The sequence below is a fragment of the Bacillus sp. FSL W8-0223 genome (genome assembly GCF_038006805.1).
Taxonomy (GTDB): domain Bacteria; phylum Bacillota; class Bacilli; order Bacillales; family DSM-4216; genus Bacillus_O; species Bacillus_O smithii.
In genome coordinates this window covers 767,236-785,885 of record NZ_JBBOVX010000001.1, presented here as the reverse complement: position 1 = coordinate 785,885, position 18,650 = coordinate 767,236, and the positions used below count along the sequence as shown (strand labels likewise).

General features: G+C 43.6%; 9 protein-coding genes and 1 riboswitch. Of the genes, 6 read left to right on the top strand and 3 right to left on the bottom strand.

What is annotated here, in order from left to right:
• Nucleotides 1–319 precede the first annotated feature (319 nt).
• Both gltB and NST81_RS03925 read left to right on the top strand, forming a co-directional pair.
• Nucleotides 320–4,936 (top strand): glutamate synthase large subunit, encoded by a 4,617-nt coding sequence (gene gltB / locus NST81_RS03930; protein ID WP_341028532.1) that lies wholly within the window; start codon nucleotides 320–322, stop codon nucleotides 4,934–4,936.
• 20 nt (nucleotides 4,937–4,956) lie between these two features.
• Nucleotides 4,957–6,429 (top strand): glutamate synthase subunit beta, encoded by a 1,473-nt coding sequence (locus tag NST81_RS03925; protein WP_048622709.1) that lies wholly within the window; start codon nucleotides 4,957–4,959, stop codon nucleotides 6,427–6,429.
• Between the two features lie 59 nt (nucleotides 6,430–6,488).
• On the opposite strand, the gene argF is transcribed toward NST81_RS03925, so the two are convergent.
• Nucleotides 6,489–7,442, bottom strand: a complete 954-nt coding sequence (argF, locus tag NST81_RS03920; protein ID WP_327803470.1) for an ornithine carbamoyltransferase — start codon at nucleotides 7,440–7,442, stop codon at nucleotides 6,489–6,491.
• Nucleotides 7,443–7,709: 267 nt separating this feature from the next.
• On the opposite strand from argF, the gene NST81_RS03915 reads away from it, so the two are divergent.
• A complete protein-coding gene (locus NST81_RS03915) occupies nucleotides 7,710–8,216 on the top strand; it encodes an acyl-CoA thioesterase (RefSeq protein ID WP_048622707.1) in 507 nt (168 codons plus the stop codon).
• A gap of 228 nt (nucleotides 8,217–8,444) precedes the next feature.
• Here NST81_RS03915 and NST81_RS03910 read toward each other — a convergent pair whose 3' ends face one another.
• Nucleotides 8,445–9,488, bottom strand: a complete 1,044-nt coding sequence (locus tag NST81_RS03910) for an IS30 family transposase (protein ID WP_048622401.1) — start codon at nucleotides 9,486–9,488, stop codon at nucleotides 8,445–8,447.
• 245 nt (nucleotides 9,489–9,733) lie between these two features.
• Complete coding sequence (locus NST81_RS03905) at nucleotides 9,734–11,101, bottom strand: ISLre2 family transposase (protein WP_003355652.1); 1,368 nt, start codon at nucleotides 11,099–11,101, stop codon at nucleotides 9,734–9,736.
• A gap of 764 nt (nucleotides 11,102–11,865) precedes the next feature.
• On the opposite strand from NST81_RS03905, the gene mreBH reads away from it, so the two are divergent.
• The 3 genes from mreBH (at nucleotide 11,866) to metH (ending at nucleotide 18,623) form a co-directional block, all read left to right on the top strand.
• A complete protein-coding gene (gene mreBH / locus NST81_RS03900) occupies nucleotides 11,866–12,870 on the top strand; it encodes a rod-share determining protein MreBH (protein WP_048622706.1) in 1,005 nt (334 codons plus the stop codon).
• A 277-nt stretch (nucleotides 12,871–13,147) separates the two neighbouring features.
• A riboswitch (SAM riboswitch) is annotated at nucleotides 13,148–13,251 on the top strand.
• Between the two features lie 82 nt (nucleotides 13,252–13,333).
• On the top strand, nucleotides 13,334–15,196 hold the full coding sequence (locus tag NST81_RS03895) for a bifunctional homocysteine S-methyltransferase/methylenetetrahydrofolate reductase (protein WP_341028524.1): 1,863 nt from the start codon (nucleotides 13,334–13,336) through the stop codon (nucleotides 15,194–15,196).
• Complete coding sequence (gene metH / locus NST81_RS03890) at nucleotides 15,171–18,623, top strand: methionine synthase (RefSeq protein WP_341028522.1); 3,453 nt, start codon at nucleotides 15,171–15,173, stop codon at nucleotides 18,621–18,623. The genes NST81_RS03895 and metH overlap by 26 nt, the downstream gene beginning before the upstream one ends.
• The last annotated feature ends 27 nt before the right edge of the window (nucleotides 18,624–18,650 follow it).

Below are 18,650 nucleotides of genomic sequence, written 5' to 3'. Positions count from 1 at the left end.
TCTTTTTTTCATGATCTGTCGTAAAATTACCGTCTATCAAGCAAAAACTATATTAATATCAAAATTAGATTGTTTTATTCTTAATTATATATTGTTAGCATTAATAAAGAAATATACAATATAAGTACTGTTATCTGAAAAATAGAAACAATTCAAATTTACCTGCTTTTAACCGTCCGCAAAATTTCCACCTTCAAAGCTCAAAATCCGCGGGTGACGAAAAATCAAACTTTTTAAAAAAATCATCCGCAAAAGCCCACCGATGGAAATTTTTTAAGACCTGCTCAGTAAATCTTTTCACAAAATGGGGGTGCAGCCGATGAAACACTATGGCTATCCAAAAGAACAAGGTCTGTACAATCCGCAAAACGAACATGACGCTTGCGGAATCGGATTTATAGCAAATATAAAAGGAAAACCTGCTCATTCCATTGTAAAGCAGGGTATATACATGCTGTGCCAATTGGAACACCGCGGTGGCCACGTGAATGAAAAAACGGGAGATGGAGCGGGAATTATGCTTCAAATCTCGGATTCATTCTTTAGAAAAGAATGCGAAAAGCTTAATATTCATTTACCAGAAATGCATAAGTATGCAGTAGGAATGTTATTTATGCCACAAAACCAATCCGAACGGGAACGCGCTAAATCGCACATTGAACGGATTGTTGGCGAAGAAGGACAGTCGCTGCTCGGATGGCGTGAAGTTCCAACCGATTCTTCCGTCATTGGCGAAGGCGCTTTAAAAACGGAGCCTTTCATCATGCAATTGTTTATCGGGCAAAACGAAGAGATCAAATCGGAACGAGATTTTGAATTAAAATTATACATCATTCGAAAACGTATTGAACGAGCGATCGCAGAGGATCCGGCAATTAACGGCAGCTTTTATGTTCCGAGCCTGTCGACAAGAACGATCATATATAAAGGAATGCTTCTTCCGGAGCAGATCGATCAATACTATCTGGATCTTTCCGACGAAGCCTATACTTCTGCTTTCTCCCTTGTTCATTCTCGATTCAGCACCAACACATTCCCCAGCTGGGAGCGTGCTCATCCATACCGTTATTTAATTCATAATGGAGAAATCAATACCCTGAGAGGAAATGTGAACTGGATGCGTGCCCGCGAAAAGGCAAGTTACTCTAAAGTGTTCGGGGACAACTACGAAAAGATTTTGCCTATTATCGACGAAAGCGGTAGCGATTCCGCCATGTTGGATAATACACTTGAATTCTTGACATTATCGGGCCGTTCGCTTCCTCACGCTGCGATGATGCTGATTCCGGAACCATGGGATCATGATAGGCAAATGGAAGATCCAAAGCTTGCTTTCTATGAATACCACAGTTGCCTAATGGAGCCTTGGGATGGGCCTACTTCGATCTCCTTTACGGACGGTCGAAAAATCGGAACCATTTTGGACCGCAATGGACTGCGTCCTGCCCGCTATTATATAACGGAAGACGATTTAATCATCTATTCTTCTGAAACAGGAGTCGTACCTGTCGAAGAGGAAAAAATCATTTCCAAACAAAGCTTAGACGCGGGGAAAATGCTTTTGATTGATCTTGAAGAAGGCCGCATCATTTCCGACGAAGAGATCAAAGCAAAAATTGCTTCTGAAAAACCTTACCGCAAATGGCTCGACGAAAATCTTGTCCACCTATCCGATCTAAATGATTTCGAACCGGTGGAAACGCGTTTAGAATCCGAAAAAATTGTAAAATGGCAAAAAGCCTTTGGCTACACGTATGAGGAACTGACGAAAAATCTTAAATCAATGGCGACGGAAAAAAAGGACCCGATCGGATCCATGGGATATGATGCCCCGCTCGCCGTTTTGTCGGAACGTCCTCAGCTTCTCTACAATTATTTTAAACAACTGTTTGCACAAGTGACGAACCCTCCGATTGATGCCATTCGGGAAGATATTGTGACTTCAACCATGACGCTCCTTGGCAGAGAAGGAAATCTTCTCGAGCCTTCCGAACAGAGCTGCCGGAGAATTCGGCTTGAATCACCTATTCTTTCTGAAAAAGATTTAGCTGCTTTAATCGGCAATCGGTTTAAAGAATTTCGTGCGAAAACTCTGTCTATTTTATTTGACGCTTCTTCCCCTCAAGCCCTTGAACCGGCTTTAGACAGGCTGTTCCAAGAAGCGGAAGAAGCAATTGAGGAAGGGTATTCGTTGTTAATTTTATCCGATCATGGAGTGAACGAAGATTTCGCTGCCATCCCTGCTTTGCTCGCAGTCAGCGGTCTTCATCATCACTTAGTGCGAAAAGGGCTTAGAACGAAAGTAAGCCTTATTGTGGAAACGGCTGAAGCCAGAGACACTCATCACTTTGCTTGTTTAATCGGATACGGAGCAGATGCAGTTCATCCATACCTTGCCATTTCGTCTATTGAAGACATGGTGGAAAAAGGCATTATTAAAGAAATAAACGCTGAACAAGCCATCAGCAACTATTTGCAAGCGAGCATCGACGGGGTTGTCAAAATCATGTCGAAAATGGGTATCTCCACTATTCAAAGCTATAGAGGCGCCCAGATTTTTGAAACGGTTGGCATCGGAAAAGAAGTAGTGGACCGCTATTTTACCGGTACCGCTTCCCCATTAAGCGGGATTACGCTTCGTGTGATTGCCGAAGAAACCCTGCTCCGCCACCGCCAAGCATTTCATAAAAGTGAATTCCAGGATACTTCCCTTGATTCCGGCGGAGAATTTCAATGGAGAAGAACGGGAGAAGCTCATGCTTTTAATCCGAAAACCATTCATACTTTACAACAAGCAGCACGGCAAAATAGCTATGAACTATATAAAAAATACTCAAAAATGATTTCAGAAGAACAAACATTTTTCCTTAGGGGTCTTCTTGATTTCAACTTTGGCAAAAGACCCGCAGTTCCTTTAGACGAAGTGGAACCTGTCGAATCCATTCTCAAACGCTTTAAAAGCGGTGCCATGTCGTACGGTTCCATCAGTAAAGAAGCTCACGAAACGCTGGCGATTGCGATGAACCGCATTGGAGGTAAAAGCAACAGCGGCGAGGGCGGCGAAGCCCCTTCTCGTTACACGCCGGATGAAAACGGAGATTTGCGCCGGAGTGCCATCAAACAAGTGGCATCTGGACGATTTGGCGTAACGAGTCATTATTTAGTGAACGCCGAAGAAATTCAAATCAAAATGGCACAAGGCGCTAAACCGGGTGAAGGAGGTCATTTGCCGGGAAAAAAAGTATACCCTTGGATTGGGGACGTTCGTGGTGCCACACCCGGAGTCGGACTTATTTCTCCTCCTCCTCACCATGATATTTATTCTATCGAAGATTTAGCCCAATTGATTTACGATTTAAAAAATGCAAATCCGAAAGCTCGCATCAACGTGAAATTAGTTTCCAAGAGCGGTGTAGGAACAATCGCAACCGGCGTGGCCAAGGGGCTTGCCGATGTCATTTTGATTAGCGGATATGAAGGCGGCACAGGCGCATCGCCGAAATCAAGCATTAAAAATGCCGGAATTCCTTGGGAAATCGGCCTTGCCGAAACACATCAAACCTTGCTGATGAACGGTCTCCGTGATCGCGTAACCCTTGAAACAGACGGCAAAATGATGACAGGCCGAGATGTCGTCATCGCTGCTCTTTTAGGCGCTGAAGAGTACGGATTTGCCACTGCACCTCTTGTCGTGCTTGGGTGCATTATGATGCGGGTTTGCCATATGGATACTTGCCCTGTAGGAGTCGCAACCCAAAATCCAGAACTTCGGAAGCGATTTGCCGGTTCGCCTGATCATATCGTGAATTACATGCACTTTGTCGCCCAGGAAATCCGCGAAATTATGGCACAATTGGGATTCCGGACGATGGACGAAATGATTGGACAAAAACAATTCTTAAAAGTTCATGAACGGGCCAAACGTCATTGGAAAGCCAAATATCTAGATTTGTCACCGCTTCTGTATGTACCGGAAGAAGCAAAGCATCAATCCCAGCACAAAACGCAGGAACAAAATCATCAACTTGAAAAAACGCTTGATCTTCAAAAGTTGGTTCCCGCTGCTCAACCTGCAATCGAATGGAAAAAACCTGTAAAAGGAAGTTTTCCAATTCGCAATATCAATCGGGCTACCGGAACCATTTTGGGATCTTTGATTACCCAAAAATACGGAGCTGAAGGTCTTCCTGAAGATACGATCCAATTTACATTCAAAGGTTCGGCCGGACAAAGTTTCGGTGCTTTTGCTCCTAAAGGGTTGACATTAGCGGTAGACGGAGATGCCAACGATTACTTTGGAAAAGGCTTATCGGGAGGAAAACTGATTGTTCGCCCTGATTCATCTTCCAGCCTAGTTCCGGAAGAACAGACTATCGCAGGAAATGTTTGCCTGTATGGAGCGACCGGCGGTGAAGCTTATATCAACGGAAAAGCCGGAGCCCGTTTTGCCGTTCGAAATTCCGGAGTCGATGTAGTGGTCGAAGGTGTAGGAGACCATGGCTGTGAATATATGACCGGCGGCAATGTCGTCATACTCGGCGATGTTGGGAAAAACTTTGCAGCCGGAATGTCCGGCGGCGTTGTATATATCTATGAAAAAACGCCTGGATTGACGAAACGTCAATGCAGAGAATCATCTCTTCTGTTTGAATCGTTGTCAAAAGAAGATGAAGACTTAGTGAAATCTCTTATAAAAAAACACGTTGACTACACAAACAGCCCGTTGGCCAAACGAATTCTCGACAATTGGAGCAAAACATCCGGCCGCTTTATAAAAATAATTCCTAAAGAATATAAAGAAATGAAACAAAAAATCCAACATTTCCTTTTGGAAGGAAAGACGCAGTCTGAAGCTGAATACGCCGCTTTTCTTGAAAGTACTGTCGAAAAAAAGACCATATCTGACGATCAGCGAATGATAGAAGCCATCAATTAGTAGAGAAAGGGGTTAGAAGCATGGGAAAAGCAACAGGTTTTTTGGAATATAAAAGAAAAAAAGCACCGGAACGTGATCCAAAAGTTCGCATCAAGGACTGGAATGAGTATCAGCTCCCTTTCTCCGAGAACGAATTAAAGATTCAAGCCGCCCGCTGCATGGATTGCGGAACCCCCTTCTGTCATACGGGAATGGAATTAAGAGGGATGCCTTCCGGCTGCCCTCTTTATAACTTAATCCCCGAATGGAATGATTTGGTATATCAAAACCGTTGGCAGGAAGCATTAGAACGGCTTTTAAAAACAAACAACTTCCCTGAATTTACCGGACGCGTTTGTCCTGCACCTTGCGAAGGATCATGTACTGTCGCCCTTTCCGATGATCCGGTGGCAATCAAATCTATTGAAAAAGCGATCATTGACAAAGGATTCCAGGAAGGATGGATTAAGCCAAACCCTCCCAAAGTGCGTACGGGGAAAAAAGTGGCCGTAGTCGGATCAGGTCCTGCCGGTCTTGCGGCTGCCGATCAGCTGAATAAAGCTGGTCATACGGTTACCGTATTTGAAAAAGACGATCGTGTCGGAGGACTGCTGACATACGGGATTCCTTCGATGAAGCTTGAAAAATCTACCGTAGACAGACGCGTGAATTTACTGAAACAAGAAGGCATTACGTTTGTGACAAACACGGAAATCGGAAAAGATATCAGCGCCGAAGAACTAAAGGAATCGTTTGACGCAGTCCTTTTATGCGCCGGCTCTCAAAAACATCGCGACATATTAATAGAGGGCCGTGAATCAAAAGGCATTTATTTTGCCATGGATTATTTAACGAAAAGCATTAAAGGATTGTTGGACGGAACAGAAGTGATTTCTGCGGAAGGAAAAGATGTTATTGTCATCGGCGGCGGAGATACGGGAGCTGACTGTGTAGCAACGGCTTTGCGTCAAGGAGCCAAAAGCGTCGTCCAATTTGGAAAGCATGAAAAAATGCCTGATTCACGATTGGAACGCAATCCATGGCCGGAATATCCGAATACTTTTAAATTAGATTATGCCTATGAAGAAGCCGCTGCGATTTTCGGAGAAGACCCACGCGAATATTTAATTCAAACGAAAAAATTTGTGGCTGATGAAAATGGCCATGTGAAAGAATTGCATACGGTTCAAATGGAAAAAACCTATCATGAAGACGGAACCTATACAATGAAAGAAATTCCGGGAACGGAAAAAGTATGGCCGGCTCAACTAGTATTAATTGCCATTGGATTCACCGGAACTGAACCAAAACTTCTTGATGCCTTTCAAGTAGAAAAAACAAGCCGGAATACTGCGAAAGCAAAATACGGCCAATATACAACGAACGTGGAGGGCGTGTTCGCTGCCGGAGATATGCGCCGCGGGCAAAGTTTGGTCGTTTGGGCCATTCACGAAGGCCGTGAAGCAGCTCGAGAAATCGACCGTTATTTAATGGGAGAGACCTTTTTGCCATAACCTGAAATACGCACAAAAAAAGAGGCCGACCTTTAAGTTCGCCTCTTTTTTTGTACTTTTTAATCTTGCAACAAACTATAGAGAACGGCTTTCTGAGCATGCAAACGATTTTCCGCTTCTTGGAAAACGATGGATGACGGCCCATCCATAATGTCCGCTGCTACTTCCTCTCCTCTGTGAGCCGGTAAGCAGTGCATAAATTTACAGTCCGGCTTAGCATATTGGAAAAGTCCTTGATTTACCTGATAAGGAATAAATATCTTCTTTCGTTCTTCCTGTTCTTTTTCCTGTCCCATACTGACCCACACATCTGTGTAAATAAAATCAGCCTCTTTCACTGCTTCTTTCGGATTTTCCAAATAGGTTATACAAGCTCCCGTTTTTTCTGCCAATGCTTGTGCTTTTGTCATGACTTGCGGGTCAGGCTCGAATCCCTTTGGAGTCGCCACAACACATTCCATTCCTGTCAAAGCCGCCCCTATCATTAAAGAGTGGGCAACATTGTTTCCATCTCCTACATATACTAACTTGACCCCTTTCCACTCTCCTTTCCATTCGTAAATCGTCAACAAATCTGCAAGCGCTTGACAAGGATGTGATAAATCCGTCAATCCGTTGATGACAGGAATGTCGGCTGCTTTCGCCAGCGCCTCGATTTTGTCATGTCCGAACGTCCGGATCATGATCCCATCCAGATATCTCGACAATACTTTTCCTGTATCCTCGATTGTTTCTCCTCGTCCTATTTGAGTATGCTGCGAATCCAAAAACATTCCATGCCCCCCGAGCTGGATCATGGCAGCTTCAAAAGAGACTCTCGTACGGGTCGAATTTTTTTCAAAAATCATCCCGAGAATTTTCCCTTTTAAACTTTCAGAATAAGCGGAAGGATTTTTTTTCATATCAGCTGCTAATTCTATAAAATAAGAAATTTCATTCGGAGTAAAATCAGCAAGAGTCAGTAAATCTTTTCCTTTCAATTGTTCGGCTGTCACCGTATGAACGATTGCCATTTATAAACACTCCCTTTCCAATGTACTATCCTTTTTTGAAACTTTTTTAATTGATCATGTCAATATTAAAAACTTTCGTAAAATAAAAACCTTTATAATTAATATTTATACACAATAAAGAATTAAAATACAATCATAAATATCGCTATTGCAAAAAATTTATTTATATAATAAAATCAAAATGCATTGTTCGTAAGTTTCATGTTAAGATTATAAGTGAACGTAACATTTTATTAGCAACTCAATAGTCCACGAGGTGAAAGATTCATGAAAAAGAAAATACCAATGCGTGATACTCTAACAGTCAAAACAAGTTTTGTCCTTCCACCGGATACAAACCAACATGGTACTTTATTCGGCGGAAAGTTGATGGCATACATAGACGATATCGCCTCTATAACCGCAACTAAATTTGCAAGAAGACCGGTTGTAACTGCTTCAACGGACTCCGTAGATTTCCTTAAACCAATTAACAGCGGTGACTCTGTGACATTAGAAGCTCGAATCACATATACTGGTCGGACAAGCATGGAAGTATTCGTAAAAGTAACATCCGAAAATTTATTAACGGGTGAAAAAGCAGTTGCGGCTCTCTCTTTCTTAACTTTTGTTGCCCTTGATGAAAACGGAAAACCGACAGAAGTGCCTGAAGTGGTTCCGGAATCTGAAGAAGAAAAATGGCTGAATGAAACAGCTCTCAATCGGGCAGAACATCGGAAAGCACGGAAACTTCACAGCCAAGAACTAGCTGAATTTTTCTCCAAAATGGAATAAGTAATTTTCTTAAATTGCAATATTAAATGCAACAAGTATTGAAAGACCAGATAACCCATGATTAAGTAGAATCGGGACACTCTGCGCGACTTGACGTGGAGTGGCGGGCATGGTAGCCTGGTTGGCCCAGCCAGTACCGTATACCTGGCTTCATGGCTGGTAGCCATGCCCGCAGAGGCTCTTTGTCAAGTTGCTAAAAACCAACCCTTTGGGTTAGCTGGCTTAAGGTTAAGAAGCTAAGCCAGCTAACTCTATTTGGAAACACTCCTCAGGTGTACGATAATTGAGGATCTTCCTTGGAAGATGGTTACACCAATTTTCAACATAGGTAATGGTTTCGTCTGCCACAGAGGAAATGGGTCTCCCCTTTGGTATGAAGCGCCTAATAAGGCCATTATGACGCTCGTTGGTTCCTCGTTCACAGGATGTGTAAGGGTGTGTAAAATAAACCTCTGTTAGATCTTTTTCAACACTAAGGCCGAGGTCAGCAAATTCAGAACCGTTATCAGCCGTAATGGTTTTAAACACTTTAGAGAACCGATTACCATAAGACACTTTCAACTGAGATATGACTTCTGAAACGGATAGACTATCCTTGGCTGTCACTCTCAAAATTATTTCTTTACGGGTTTTGCGCTCAGTAAGAGTCAATAAGGCCTGATCTTTAGTCTTCTTGCCTATAACCGTATCAATTTCCCAGTGACCAAACTCTTGGCGTTCATTGACTTCAATTGGTCGCTCATCGATACTGCGTCCTAAGATCTTCTTATTCTTCCGGTTACGTTTTTTCTTGGTGTTCAGGGTAATTTTCATAGGTAGGTCAATGTTTTTAACGCCTATAAGTCCTAGATCAATATAGTTATAAAGGGTCTTGGTGCAAACCATTTTGTCTTTGAATTTCCCATCACGTTTGGCTCTCCCACATACCGCATCAGGAGACCATTTCTTATCAAGGATCTGAGTTTCGGCATACTTAATAAACTCGATGGCATCGTCTAGTTTTAGCTTGCGGCCACAGGCTTTCCTGTTTCTCTCATAGAGAAGTTGACCTGTGTCTGGAAAATAGACATGAACAATTTTCCCGTTGCTTTTTCTTTGTGGCACTGTACCTCTTCTTAACTCACGGGAGATGGTGCTTTTGTGACAACCAACATAATCTGCAATCTCCTGTTGAGTCTTACCAGCAGCGTGTAAGGCCGCAATTTTCCCACGGTCATAAGCCGTTAAGTGTTTGAAATGCCGAGCTCCTATGGTAGAATTAGTAATTGCCATAGATAAATCCTCCGTATCGATATTGTTTTAGTCGACTTAATCATACGTGGTTTATCTATGGTTTTTCATTTTTTATGCTTGTTGCATTTGATTATACAGAGTCAGTCAAGACTTTGTGGGAATTTTTTTGGTTCGCTGAAAATAGATGTAAGTCATAGGTTAGCGAACCATTTTTTTGAATTTCATCCGTAAGCGCTTTCGGACTCTCATCCCTTGCCATGACAGACGAATATGTATACCTTTTTTTACCATCCCTTGAATTCAGACAGGGCATGATAGATCGGAGTCCCGGACGATTGCTGTAAATATGGCACGTTATTCCGCGTTACCTCTGGAAGAAGACGGCGGATGCGTTGTTTCGCCTTGTTCACGATCGTCTGTTTGGTAGATGCCGTTTCCTCCGCCGGATGCGACGATTCTTCTCCTAAACGATGTCCGAAAAGACGAATCCCATCCATCCGGGCAATCATTGCCTTGAAAAACGCCCTGAGTCCCTTGTCTGTCCAACTGCGGCGGTATTTCACCCGATACGCCAGCTGGCTCATCACGCTTTCAGCCCTCCCCATCGGATACATGCCCGTTGTGTCCACTCCTTGCTCCTTCAGCCATTCCCGGTAATCACGGATGCATCCCGGCATCGATTCGATCCGGTGGATCAAGGCAGCCAGCTGTTGTTCTTTCGCTTCGTCCCCCAGCGTGCCGAGGGCGCTGTTCAGTTCCACAAGCAGCTTCTCTTCATCCTGCTTCGCCAGCTTTTGCCGAATCGCCTGCCACCGTGGATGGCCCGAGAGGCATTGGCGCAACTCACGCGCCACGTGGAATCGATCCAATTGGAAGCAGACCCGTCCTTTGAAATACTCCCGGCACGCGGTAATCCATGGAGCGCCGTCCCCGTTGATGACAAGAAGATCCCGACACGGATCATAGGCATATTCGTTCATCAAAAATTCCTCGAAGCCTTCCCACACCTCCCCCTTGCCTTCATGGACGTAATGGCGCTGATTCACGAATTCGATCCGTGAGCCGTTACGCTTCCATCCTTCGTGAACGGTCAGGATTTTGTCTTCCTTGGCCCGTTTTCCCTTCCCTTGGAGAGAGACAAACAGTCCATCGGCCTCCACAAACAGCACCCGTCCATATCGCTGGTCAACCGGGCAGTGCAGCGGAACTTCAGCCTCGAGCACCAACTGGCGGATCGTCTCATGGCTCATCACCGGATACCCGACCATCTGGGCAAGCGTATGAGCCGCTTTGCGATAGGAAGAGCACTCCACAGCCAATCCCATCGCCGTTTCTTCTAGACAAGGGCTGATTGACTGCGATCCATCAAACGCTAAAAAGGAATCAAGCAAAAACGTGTAACGGTTTTGTTCTCGGTCTAAATAGTAGTTTCGCTCAAAGGTAACTTCGCCAAACAAGGTTTGAATCGTGGTGCGTCGTTTGTCTTTCAAGTGGTACCGGCGCTTGTCCCGGGTTTCCGCCAATTGTCGGTCGATGTCCTCCAACAGAGCCGTAAACAGCTCGGTGAAGGCGTTTTGCAAGGCTCGAAACAAATCAAGTTCGATCTCTTTCCATGTCAACGAATTTGTGGTAAGATGTTGTTGAATATTCATGGGACTCTCTCCTCCTGTTTGATGGTGTGAACAATGATCATCTTACCAGGGAGAGAGTCCTTTTTTCATGTTTCCTGCTTGGGATCCTACCGCGCTTTGCTTGGTGGCCCCGATGAGGGGGATTGCGAACCTACGTTCCCAACCCCCTCATCGGGGAATTCTAAGAATTTCTCCCACAAACATTTTACTCACACGATTATACAACTAGCCAATAAGTAATTTTTCAAAAGGCCGGAATTCTCCAATCCTTCAATCTTGATACTATACTACACTTGCTCTCCGCTCACATTTCTACGAGGAACTCCGGCCCTTTCCTTTTTTTTCGGCTCCTCCAAAACCGTGAAACATAGTCCTACAATCCTCCTAAGTCGGAATAAGCTCATTAGATTTATAGAATAGTCCGATTTTCATTCTTTAAAAATGGCATTTCAAAATGATAAATGCCTCTATTAACGTAAACACGTCCTGAAGAAAACTTGAATGGCGAAATTCTGCTGCGACATTCTTTTACATAAAGTTACAAAGATTAAGTTTTATAAACAACAGCAAGCACATTCCCCCCTCCCCTTATGTCGAAAATGCTGATAGATTCGTTCATCCCGCCATTGTTACAAATCTTCTACATTTGTAACAACATATTTTGACAATAAAACCCATATACTTTTCAACAAAAAAACTTGTATACTTTTATAGGATAAAGACGATATGATTCTTCTGAACATGCGTCAAATTTGTTTGGCTTATTCGAAATGGAGGTATAAAAGGTGCTTTCTCAAGATATTGGAATTGACTTAGGCACGGCCAATACCCTTGTATATAGTAAAAATAAAGGAATTATTATAAACGAACCCTCTGTAGCAGCGATTGATATACATACGAAACAATTATTGGCAATAGGTTCAGAAGCAAAAAAAATGATCGGAAAAACCCCCGCCAACATTTCCGTTATTCGTCCATTAAAAAATGGGGTTATTGCTGATTTTGAAGTGACAACGGAAATGCTAAAAAGCATCATGAAAAAAGTGAACAAAGCGCTTGGAATCACCTTGCGAAAGCCGAATGTCGTGATCTGCGCCCCATCTGGAGCGACAACAGTCGAAAAAAGAGCGATTGAAGACTCTATTCGAAGCTGCGGAGCGAAAACCGTCCATTTGATTGAAGAACCGATTGCAGCGGCCATCGGAGCAGATTTGGCGGTAGATGAACCGATTGCTAATATGATTGTCGACATCGGTGGAGGCACTACTGAAGCGGCCATTATTTCCTATGGCGGAGTGGTGTGCAGCAATTCGATTCGAATTGGCGGAGACAAAATGGACGAAGATATCATTCAATATGTACGGAAAGAGTACAACCTGCTAATCGGCGAACCGACCGCAGAAATGCTGAAAAAAGAAATTGGATATGCGCCCATCGATCATAATATCCAAGAAATGGAGATTCGCGGAAGGGATTTAGTAACGGGACTCCCCAAAACGATTACTATTACTTCCTTAGAAATTCAGAAAGCGATAAAGGAAACCGTTTTACAAATATTAGAAACAGTTCGTGCTACGCTGGAAAATTCACCACCGGAACTTAGCGGTGACATTGTTGACAGAGGAATTATTTTAACAGGAGGAGCTTCCCTGCTGAACGGTTTAAAAGAATGGTTGGCAAGCCAGATGATTGTCCCCGTAAACCTCGCACCAAGTCCGCTCGAATCAGTCGCCATTGGTACAGGCCGGTCTTTGCATGTCATCCCTCAGTTAAAAAAAGTAAAAAATTAACGCTTGTTAAAGAAGTCTGTCTCTCCGATTAAAAAAAAGCAGGCCCTCATCCCTCCTGCTTTTTCGGAGGCAGACTTTTTTTCGATCTTATTAAGCCCCTCATATAAACCTTCTTTAGACCGCCGGAGATAAGACTTTTCTGATTTCTTTTCTTCAGGATGAATGATTTCAGCTAGCTTTTGAACACGCGATCTGCCAAAAATTCTCTTGACCGCTGCCTGAAGAAAAGCTATTATTAATTTAATAAATCTGAAAATACGAAAAAAATTTCATAGATTTCTTATCAAGAGAGGTGGAGGGACTGGCCCGATGAATCCTCAGCAACCAGCCGAATTGGCCAGGTGCTAAATCCAGCAAACTTTCGAGTTTGGAAGATAAGAAGGATCATTTTGGACATCATCCATCAAAAGCCTTCTTACGGAAGGCTTTTTTCATTTTATCCGTAATGAGAGGAGGAATACGCATGGGATTTTTGGATCGATTGAAAACAGAGATTTTAACAGCCGATGGCGCAATGGGCACGCTCCTCTATTCATATGGAATTGACTATTGTTATGAAGAATTGAATATTGCCAAGCCAGAAATCATTTCAAAAATACATGAAGAGTATATTCTTGCCGGGGCCGATGTCATCCAAACCAATACTTACAGTGCCAACGCTGTAAAACTGCGTCGTTACGGACTGGAAGAAAACGTCAAACAAATAAATAAAGCGGCTGTCCGTCTTGCCAAACAAGCAGCAGCTGATCATGGAACGTTTGTTTTCGGTACAATTGGGGGCATTCGCGGCTTCCGTAAAGATACCTGCTCACTGGCTGATATAAAAGAGGCCTTCCTAGAACAGGCAGAAAGTTTATTGAATGAAAATCCAGACGGACTGCTTCTCGAAACTTACTATGACTTTGAAGAATTGACAACCGTCTTAAAAATAGCTCGAAAATTAACAAACATTCCAATTATCGCTCAAGTGTCCATGCATGAACCCGGTGTCCTTCAAAACGGTCTATCTCTGAATGAAGCTCTCCACCGTTTGGAAGATCACGGGGCAGATCTGGTGGGTGTGAACTGTCGACTTGGACCTTACCATATGATACAAGCACTTGAAAAAGCTACATTGCCCAAAAAAGCGTATCTTTCCGCTTATCCTAACGCCAGCCTGCTGGATGTGAAAGACGGCCGAGTGATCTACGAATCGGAAGCCGAGTATTTCGGAAGAGCGGCGGTAAAATTGCGCAATCAAGGAGTCCGTCTTATCGGGGGATGCTGCGGCACAACGCCGAAACATATTGAAGCCGTCAAAAAAGCATTATCAGGTCTTTCTCCCATTCATCAAAAATCGGTGAAACCCGAAAAACCGATCATTGTAAAAGAACCACCGGCACCGCTCGATCCCCCTCTTCACGAACTAGCGAAGAAAAAACGGACGATTATCGTAGAATTGGATACTCCGAAACATTTGGATACTTTTCAATATTTTCAAGGGACTCAAGTACTTAAAGAAGTCGGAATCGACGCGATTACAATGGCCGATAATTCGTTGGCTTCACCGCGGATCAGCAACATGGCAATGGCAGCTTTAGTAAAGGCCAACCAGCGTATTCGCCCGCTCGTACATATAACCTGCCGAGATCGCAATTTAATAGGACTGCAATCGCATTTGATGGGCCTCCACACCCTAGGTATTCATGATATTCTTGTCATTACAGGCGATCCGACAAAAGTGGGTGACTTTCCCGGTGCCACAAGCGTATACGACGTTTCCAGTTTGGAACTGATTTCATTAATTAAGCAATTGAACAACGGGATTTCTTTTTCCGGGAAACCATTAAAACAAAAAACTCATTTTTCCGTTTCCGCTGCTTTTAATCCGAATGTCCGCGTACTGGAAAAAGCAGTCAAACGGATGGAAAGAAAAATAGAATGCGGAGCCGATTCGTTTATCACACAGCCGGTTTTTACAAAGGAAAAAATAAAAGAAATTTACGAAGCAACGAAACATTTAAATGTCCCTATTTTCATCGGAATTATGCCATTAACAAGCCTCAAAAACGCAGAATTTTTGCATAATGAAGTGCCAGGCATAAAATTATCCGATGAAATTATAGAACGAATGAGAGCATTCGACGGAGATAAAGAAAAATCCCAGCAAACGGGGATTGAGATCGCAAAAGAATTAATCGATACTGCTCTTCGGTATTTTAACGGAATTTATCTCATTACTCCTTTCCTTCGTTATGAAATGACAGCCGATTTGGCTCGCTATATTCGGGAACAAGATGCAAAAAAGGGAGAGACTGTACATGCCGAAATTACAACATCCAATTGAACACGAACTAGAAAAAAGAATCCTCATCATCGATGGAGCAATGGGAACTATGATTCAGCAAGCCGGCCTTACACCGAACGATTTCGGAGGCGAGCAGTATGATGGCTGTAATGAATATTTAAACATCACAGCCCCTCACGTGGTTGAATGGATTCACCGCTCTTATTTGGAAGCCGGTGCCGATGTTATTGAAACCAACTCATTTGGCGGAACACCGCTTGTTCTGAATGAATACAATCTCGGCGATAGAGCTTATGAAATTAACCGCCGGGCAGCCGAAATCGCCAAAAAAGCTGCCGCCGAATTTTCAACACCGGAAAAGCCGCGTTTTGTGGCTGGTGCTATGGGGCCTACGACCAAAACGTTATCTGTAACCGGCGGCATCGATTTTGAATCGCTCAGCCATCATTTTGAAATCCAAGCAAGAGGTCTGATTGACGGCGGCTGCGACCTTCTCCTTCTTGAAACCAGCCAAGATATGCTCAACGTGAAAGCCGGTTTTCTCGGCATCCAAAGAGCTTTTAAAGCAACGGGGAAAACTCTTCCTTTGATGATTTCAGGCACGATAGAACCAATGGGGACTACATTGGCCGGCCAAAACATCGAAGCTTTTTATCTCTCTTTAGAGCATATGAACCCTTTGTCTGTTGGATTGAACTGTGCAACAGGACCGGAATTTATGACGGACCATATCCGTTCGCTCTCCGGGCTGGCTCAATCATTTGTCAGCTGTTATCCAAATGCGGGATTGCCGGATGAAGAAGGAAAATATCACGAAACTCCAGAATCCTTATCCAAAAAAATTGCCGGTTTTGCTGAGAAAGGATGGCTAAATCTAGTGGGCGGCTGCTGTGGAACGACACCAGAGCATATTCGAGCGATCAGCGAAGCCGTCAAACCATACCCGCCCCGAAAACGGCCGAATCAGCCCCACGGCCATGCCGTATCAGGCATCGAACCACTTATTTATGATGATTCGATGAGGCCTCTTTTTATCGGTGAAAGAACGAATGTCATTGGTTCTAGAAAGTTCAAGCGGCTGATTATCGAAGGAAAATATGAAGAAGCGTCCGAAATTGCCCGCGCCCAAGTCAAAGGCGGCGCCCACGTAATCGATATCTGTCTTGCCAATCCGGATCGAGACGAACTAAGCGATATGGAAAATTTTATAAAAGAAGTAGTTAAAAAAGTAAAAGTCCCGCTTGTCATCGATTCCACAGATGAAAAAGTCATCGAAAAAGCCCTTACCTATTCACAAGGCAAAGCGATCATCAACTCGATCAATTTGGAAGACGGCGAAGAACGATTTGAAAAAGTCGTTCCTCTGATCAAAAAATACGGTGCAGCGGTGGTGGTCGGCACCATTGACGAAAAAGGAATGGCCGTGACAAGAGAACGAAAATTAGAAATCGCTGAACGATCTTATGATTTATTAGTTCATAAATGGGGACTTCAACCGGAAGATCTCATTTTTGATCCGTTAGTTTTTCCCGTGGGAACCGGGGATGAACAATATATAGGATCAGCACAGGAAACGATCGAAGGAATCAGGCTAATCAAGGAAAAACTGCCGCGCTGCTTGACCGTTCTTGGCATCAGCAACGTCTCTTTCGGCCTTCCTCCCGTCGGACGAGAAGTATTAAACGCCGTTTTTCTCTACCATTGCACCCAGGCGGGGTTAGATTACGCCATCGTCAATACCGAAAAGCTGGAGCGCTATGCATCTATTCCGGAAGATGAAAGACATCTGGCCGAAAAACTGCTGTTTGAAACCAATGATGACACACTGGCTGCTTTTACCGCATTTTACCGTGACAAAAAGAAGGAACATAAAGTTCAAGAACTTCCGAAAACAGTAGAAGAACGTCTTCGCTATTATATAGTCGAAGGTACAAAGGAAGGTCTTATTCCTGATTTACAAAAAGCGCTTGAAATCTTTGAAACGCCTCTGGACATCATCAACGGACCATTGATGGACGGAATGGCGGAAGTCGGCCGTCTTTTTAATGACAACCAGTTGATTGTCGCTGAAGTATTGCAAAGCGCTGAAGTAATGAAAGCAGCCGTTGCCTTTTTAGAACCGTTCATGGAGAAATCAGACAATGACAGCGGAAAAGGAAAAGTCTTGCTGGCCACCGTTAAAGGCGATGTCCATGACATCGGCAAAAATTTAGTCGACATCATCTTAAGCAACAACGGTTTTAAAGTCATCGACTTAGGTATTAAAGTAGCTCCTTCTGAACTCATTCAAGCTGTTCAAAAAGAACAACCCGACATTGTCGGTCTTTCCGGTTTGCTCGTAAAATCTGCCCAACAAATGGTGATGACCGTTCAGGATATGAAGCAAGCTGGAATCAACGTACCGGTGCTAGTCGGCGGTGCAGCACTTTCCAGACGTTTTACCGAAACGAAAATATCGCCTGAATACGAAGGACCCGTTTTATACGCGAAAGATGCCATGGAAGGCCTTTCTCTTGCCAACCGTCTGCAAAATGAAGAAGAAAAGCAAGATCTTTTATTGGAGCTTGAAGCCCAGCAAGTCAAAAGAGCAGAAACGGAACGGAAAAAAACATCCATTCAATCAGCCGCTGTTGCGGTCATGGAAAAGACAAATAAAACGGTGCGTCAAGATGTACCGGTCTTTGTGCCAAGAGACACGAAAAAACATCTTTTCGTTGATTATCCCATTGCGTATTTGAAGCCTTACATTAACTTGCAAACATTGATCGGCCACCATCTTGGTTTGAAAGGAAAAGTAGACAAAATGCTTGCGCAAGGCGACGAAAAAGCAACGGCGTTAATGGAAATGATCGATGATTTTCTTTTCTCAGGTATTTTAAAACCTAAGGGAATGTATCAGTTTTTCCCGGCCCAATCGGATGGAAATGATGTGATCATTTATGATCCCGCCGATCAAAAGACGGTGATAGAACGTTTTTCCTTCCCTCGTCAAAAGAAAGAACCGTATCTTTGTCTTGCCGATTATTTAAAACCAAAAGAAAGCGGATTGATGGATTATGTCGGTTTGTTCGTCGTCAGCGCCGGATTTGGTGTTCGTGATAAAGCGAATGAATGGAAAGCAAAAGGAAAATTTTTAGCAAGCCATGCGCTGCAGGCGACAGCGTTGGAACTGGCAGAAGCGTTTGCCGAACGCCTTCACCAAGAAATGCGTGATTTCTGGGGATTTCCGGATCCAACTGATTTTACTATGAGAGACAGATTTGCGGCCAAATATCAAGGACAACGTTATTCTTTTGGTTATCCGGCCTGTCCGAATTTAGAAGATCAAAAGAAATTATTTAGCCTACTTCAACCGGAAGAAATAGGAATACGTTTAACCGACGGCTATATGATGGAACCGGAAGCTTCCGTGTCTGCGATTGTTTTCGCCCATCCGGATGCCCGCTACTTTAATGTAGAATCATGAATATTTCCTGCCTCTTTTCTCCATATT

What these genes read in the sequence shown, in the direction of transcription:
- NST81_RS03925 (WP_048622709.1), top strand. Translation starts at nt 4,957, where the DNA reads ATGGGAAAAGCAACAGGTTTTTTGGAATATAAAAGAAAAAAAGCACCG.
- NST81_RS03910 (WP_048622401.1), bottom strand. Translation starts at nt 9,488, where the DNA reads ATGGCAATTACTAATTCTACCATAGGAGCTCGGCATTTCAAACACTTA.
- metH (WP_341028522.1), top strand. Translation starts at nt 15,171, where the DNA reads ATGCCGAAATTACAACATCCAATTGAACACGAACTAGAAAAAAGAATC.
- NST81_RS03895 (WP_341028524.1), top strand. Translation starts at nt 13,334, where the DNA reads ATGGGATTTTTGGATCGATTGAAAACAGAGATTTTAACAGCCGATGGC.
- argF (WP_327803470.1), bottom strand. Translation starts at nt 7,442, where the DNA reads ATGGCAATCGTTCATACGGTGACAGCCGAACAATTGAAAGGAAAAGAT.
- NST81_RS03905 (WP_003355652.1), bottom strand. Translation starts at nt 11,101, where the DNA reads ATGAATATTCAACAACATCTTACCACAAATTCGTTGACATGGAAAGAG.
- gltB (WP_341028532.1), top strand. Translation starts at nt 320, where the DNA reads ATGAAACACTATGGCTATCCAAAAGAACAAGGTCTGTACAATCCGCAA.
- NST81_RS03915 (WP_048622707.1), top strand. Translation starts at nt 7,710, where the DNA reads ATGAAAAAGAAAATACCAATGCGTGATACTCTAACAGTCAAAACAAGT.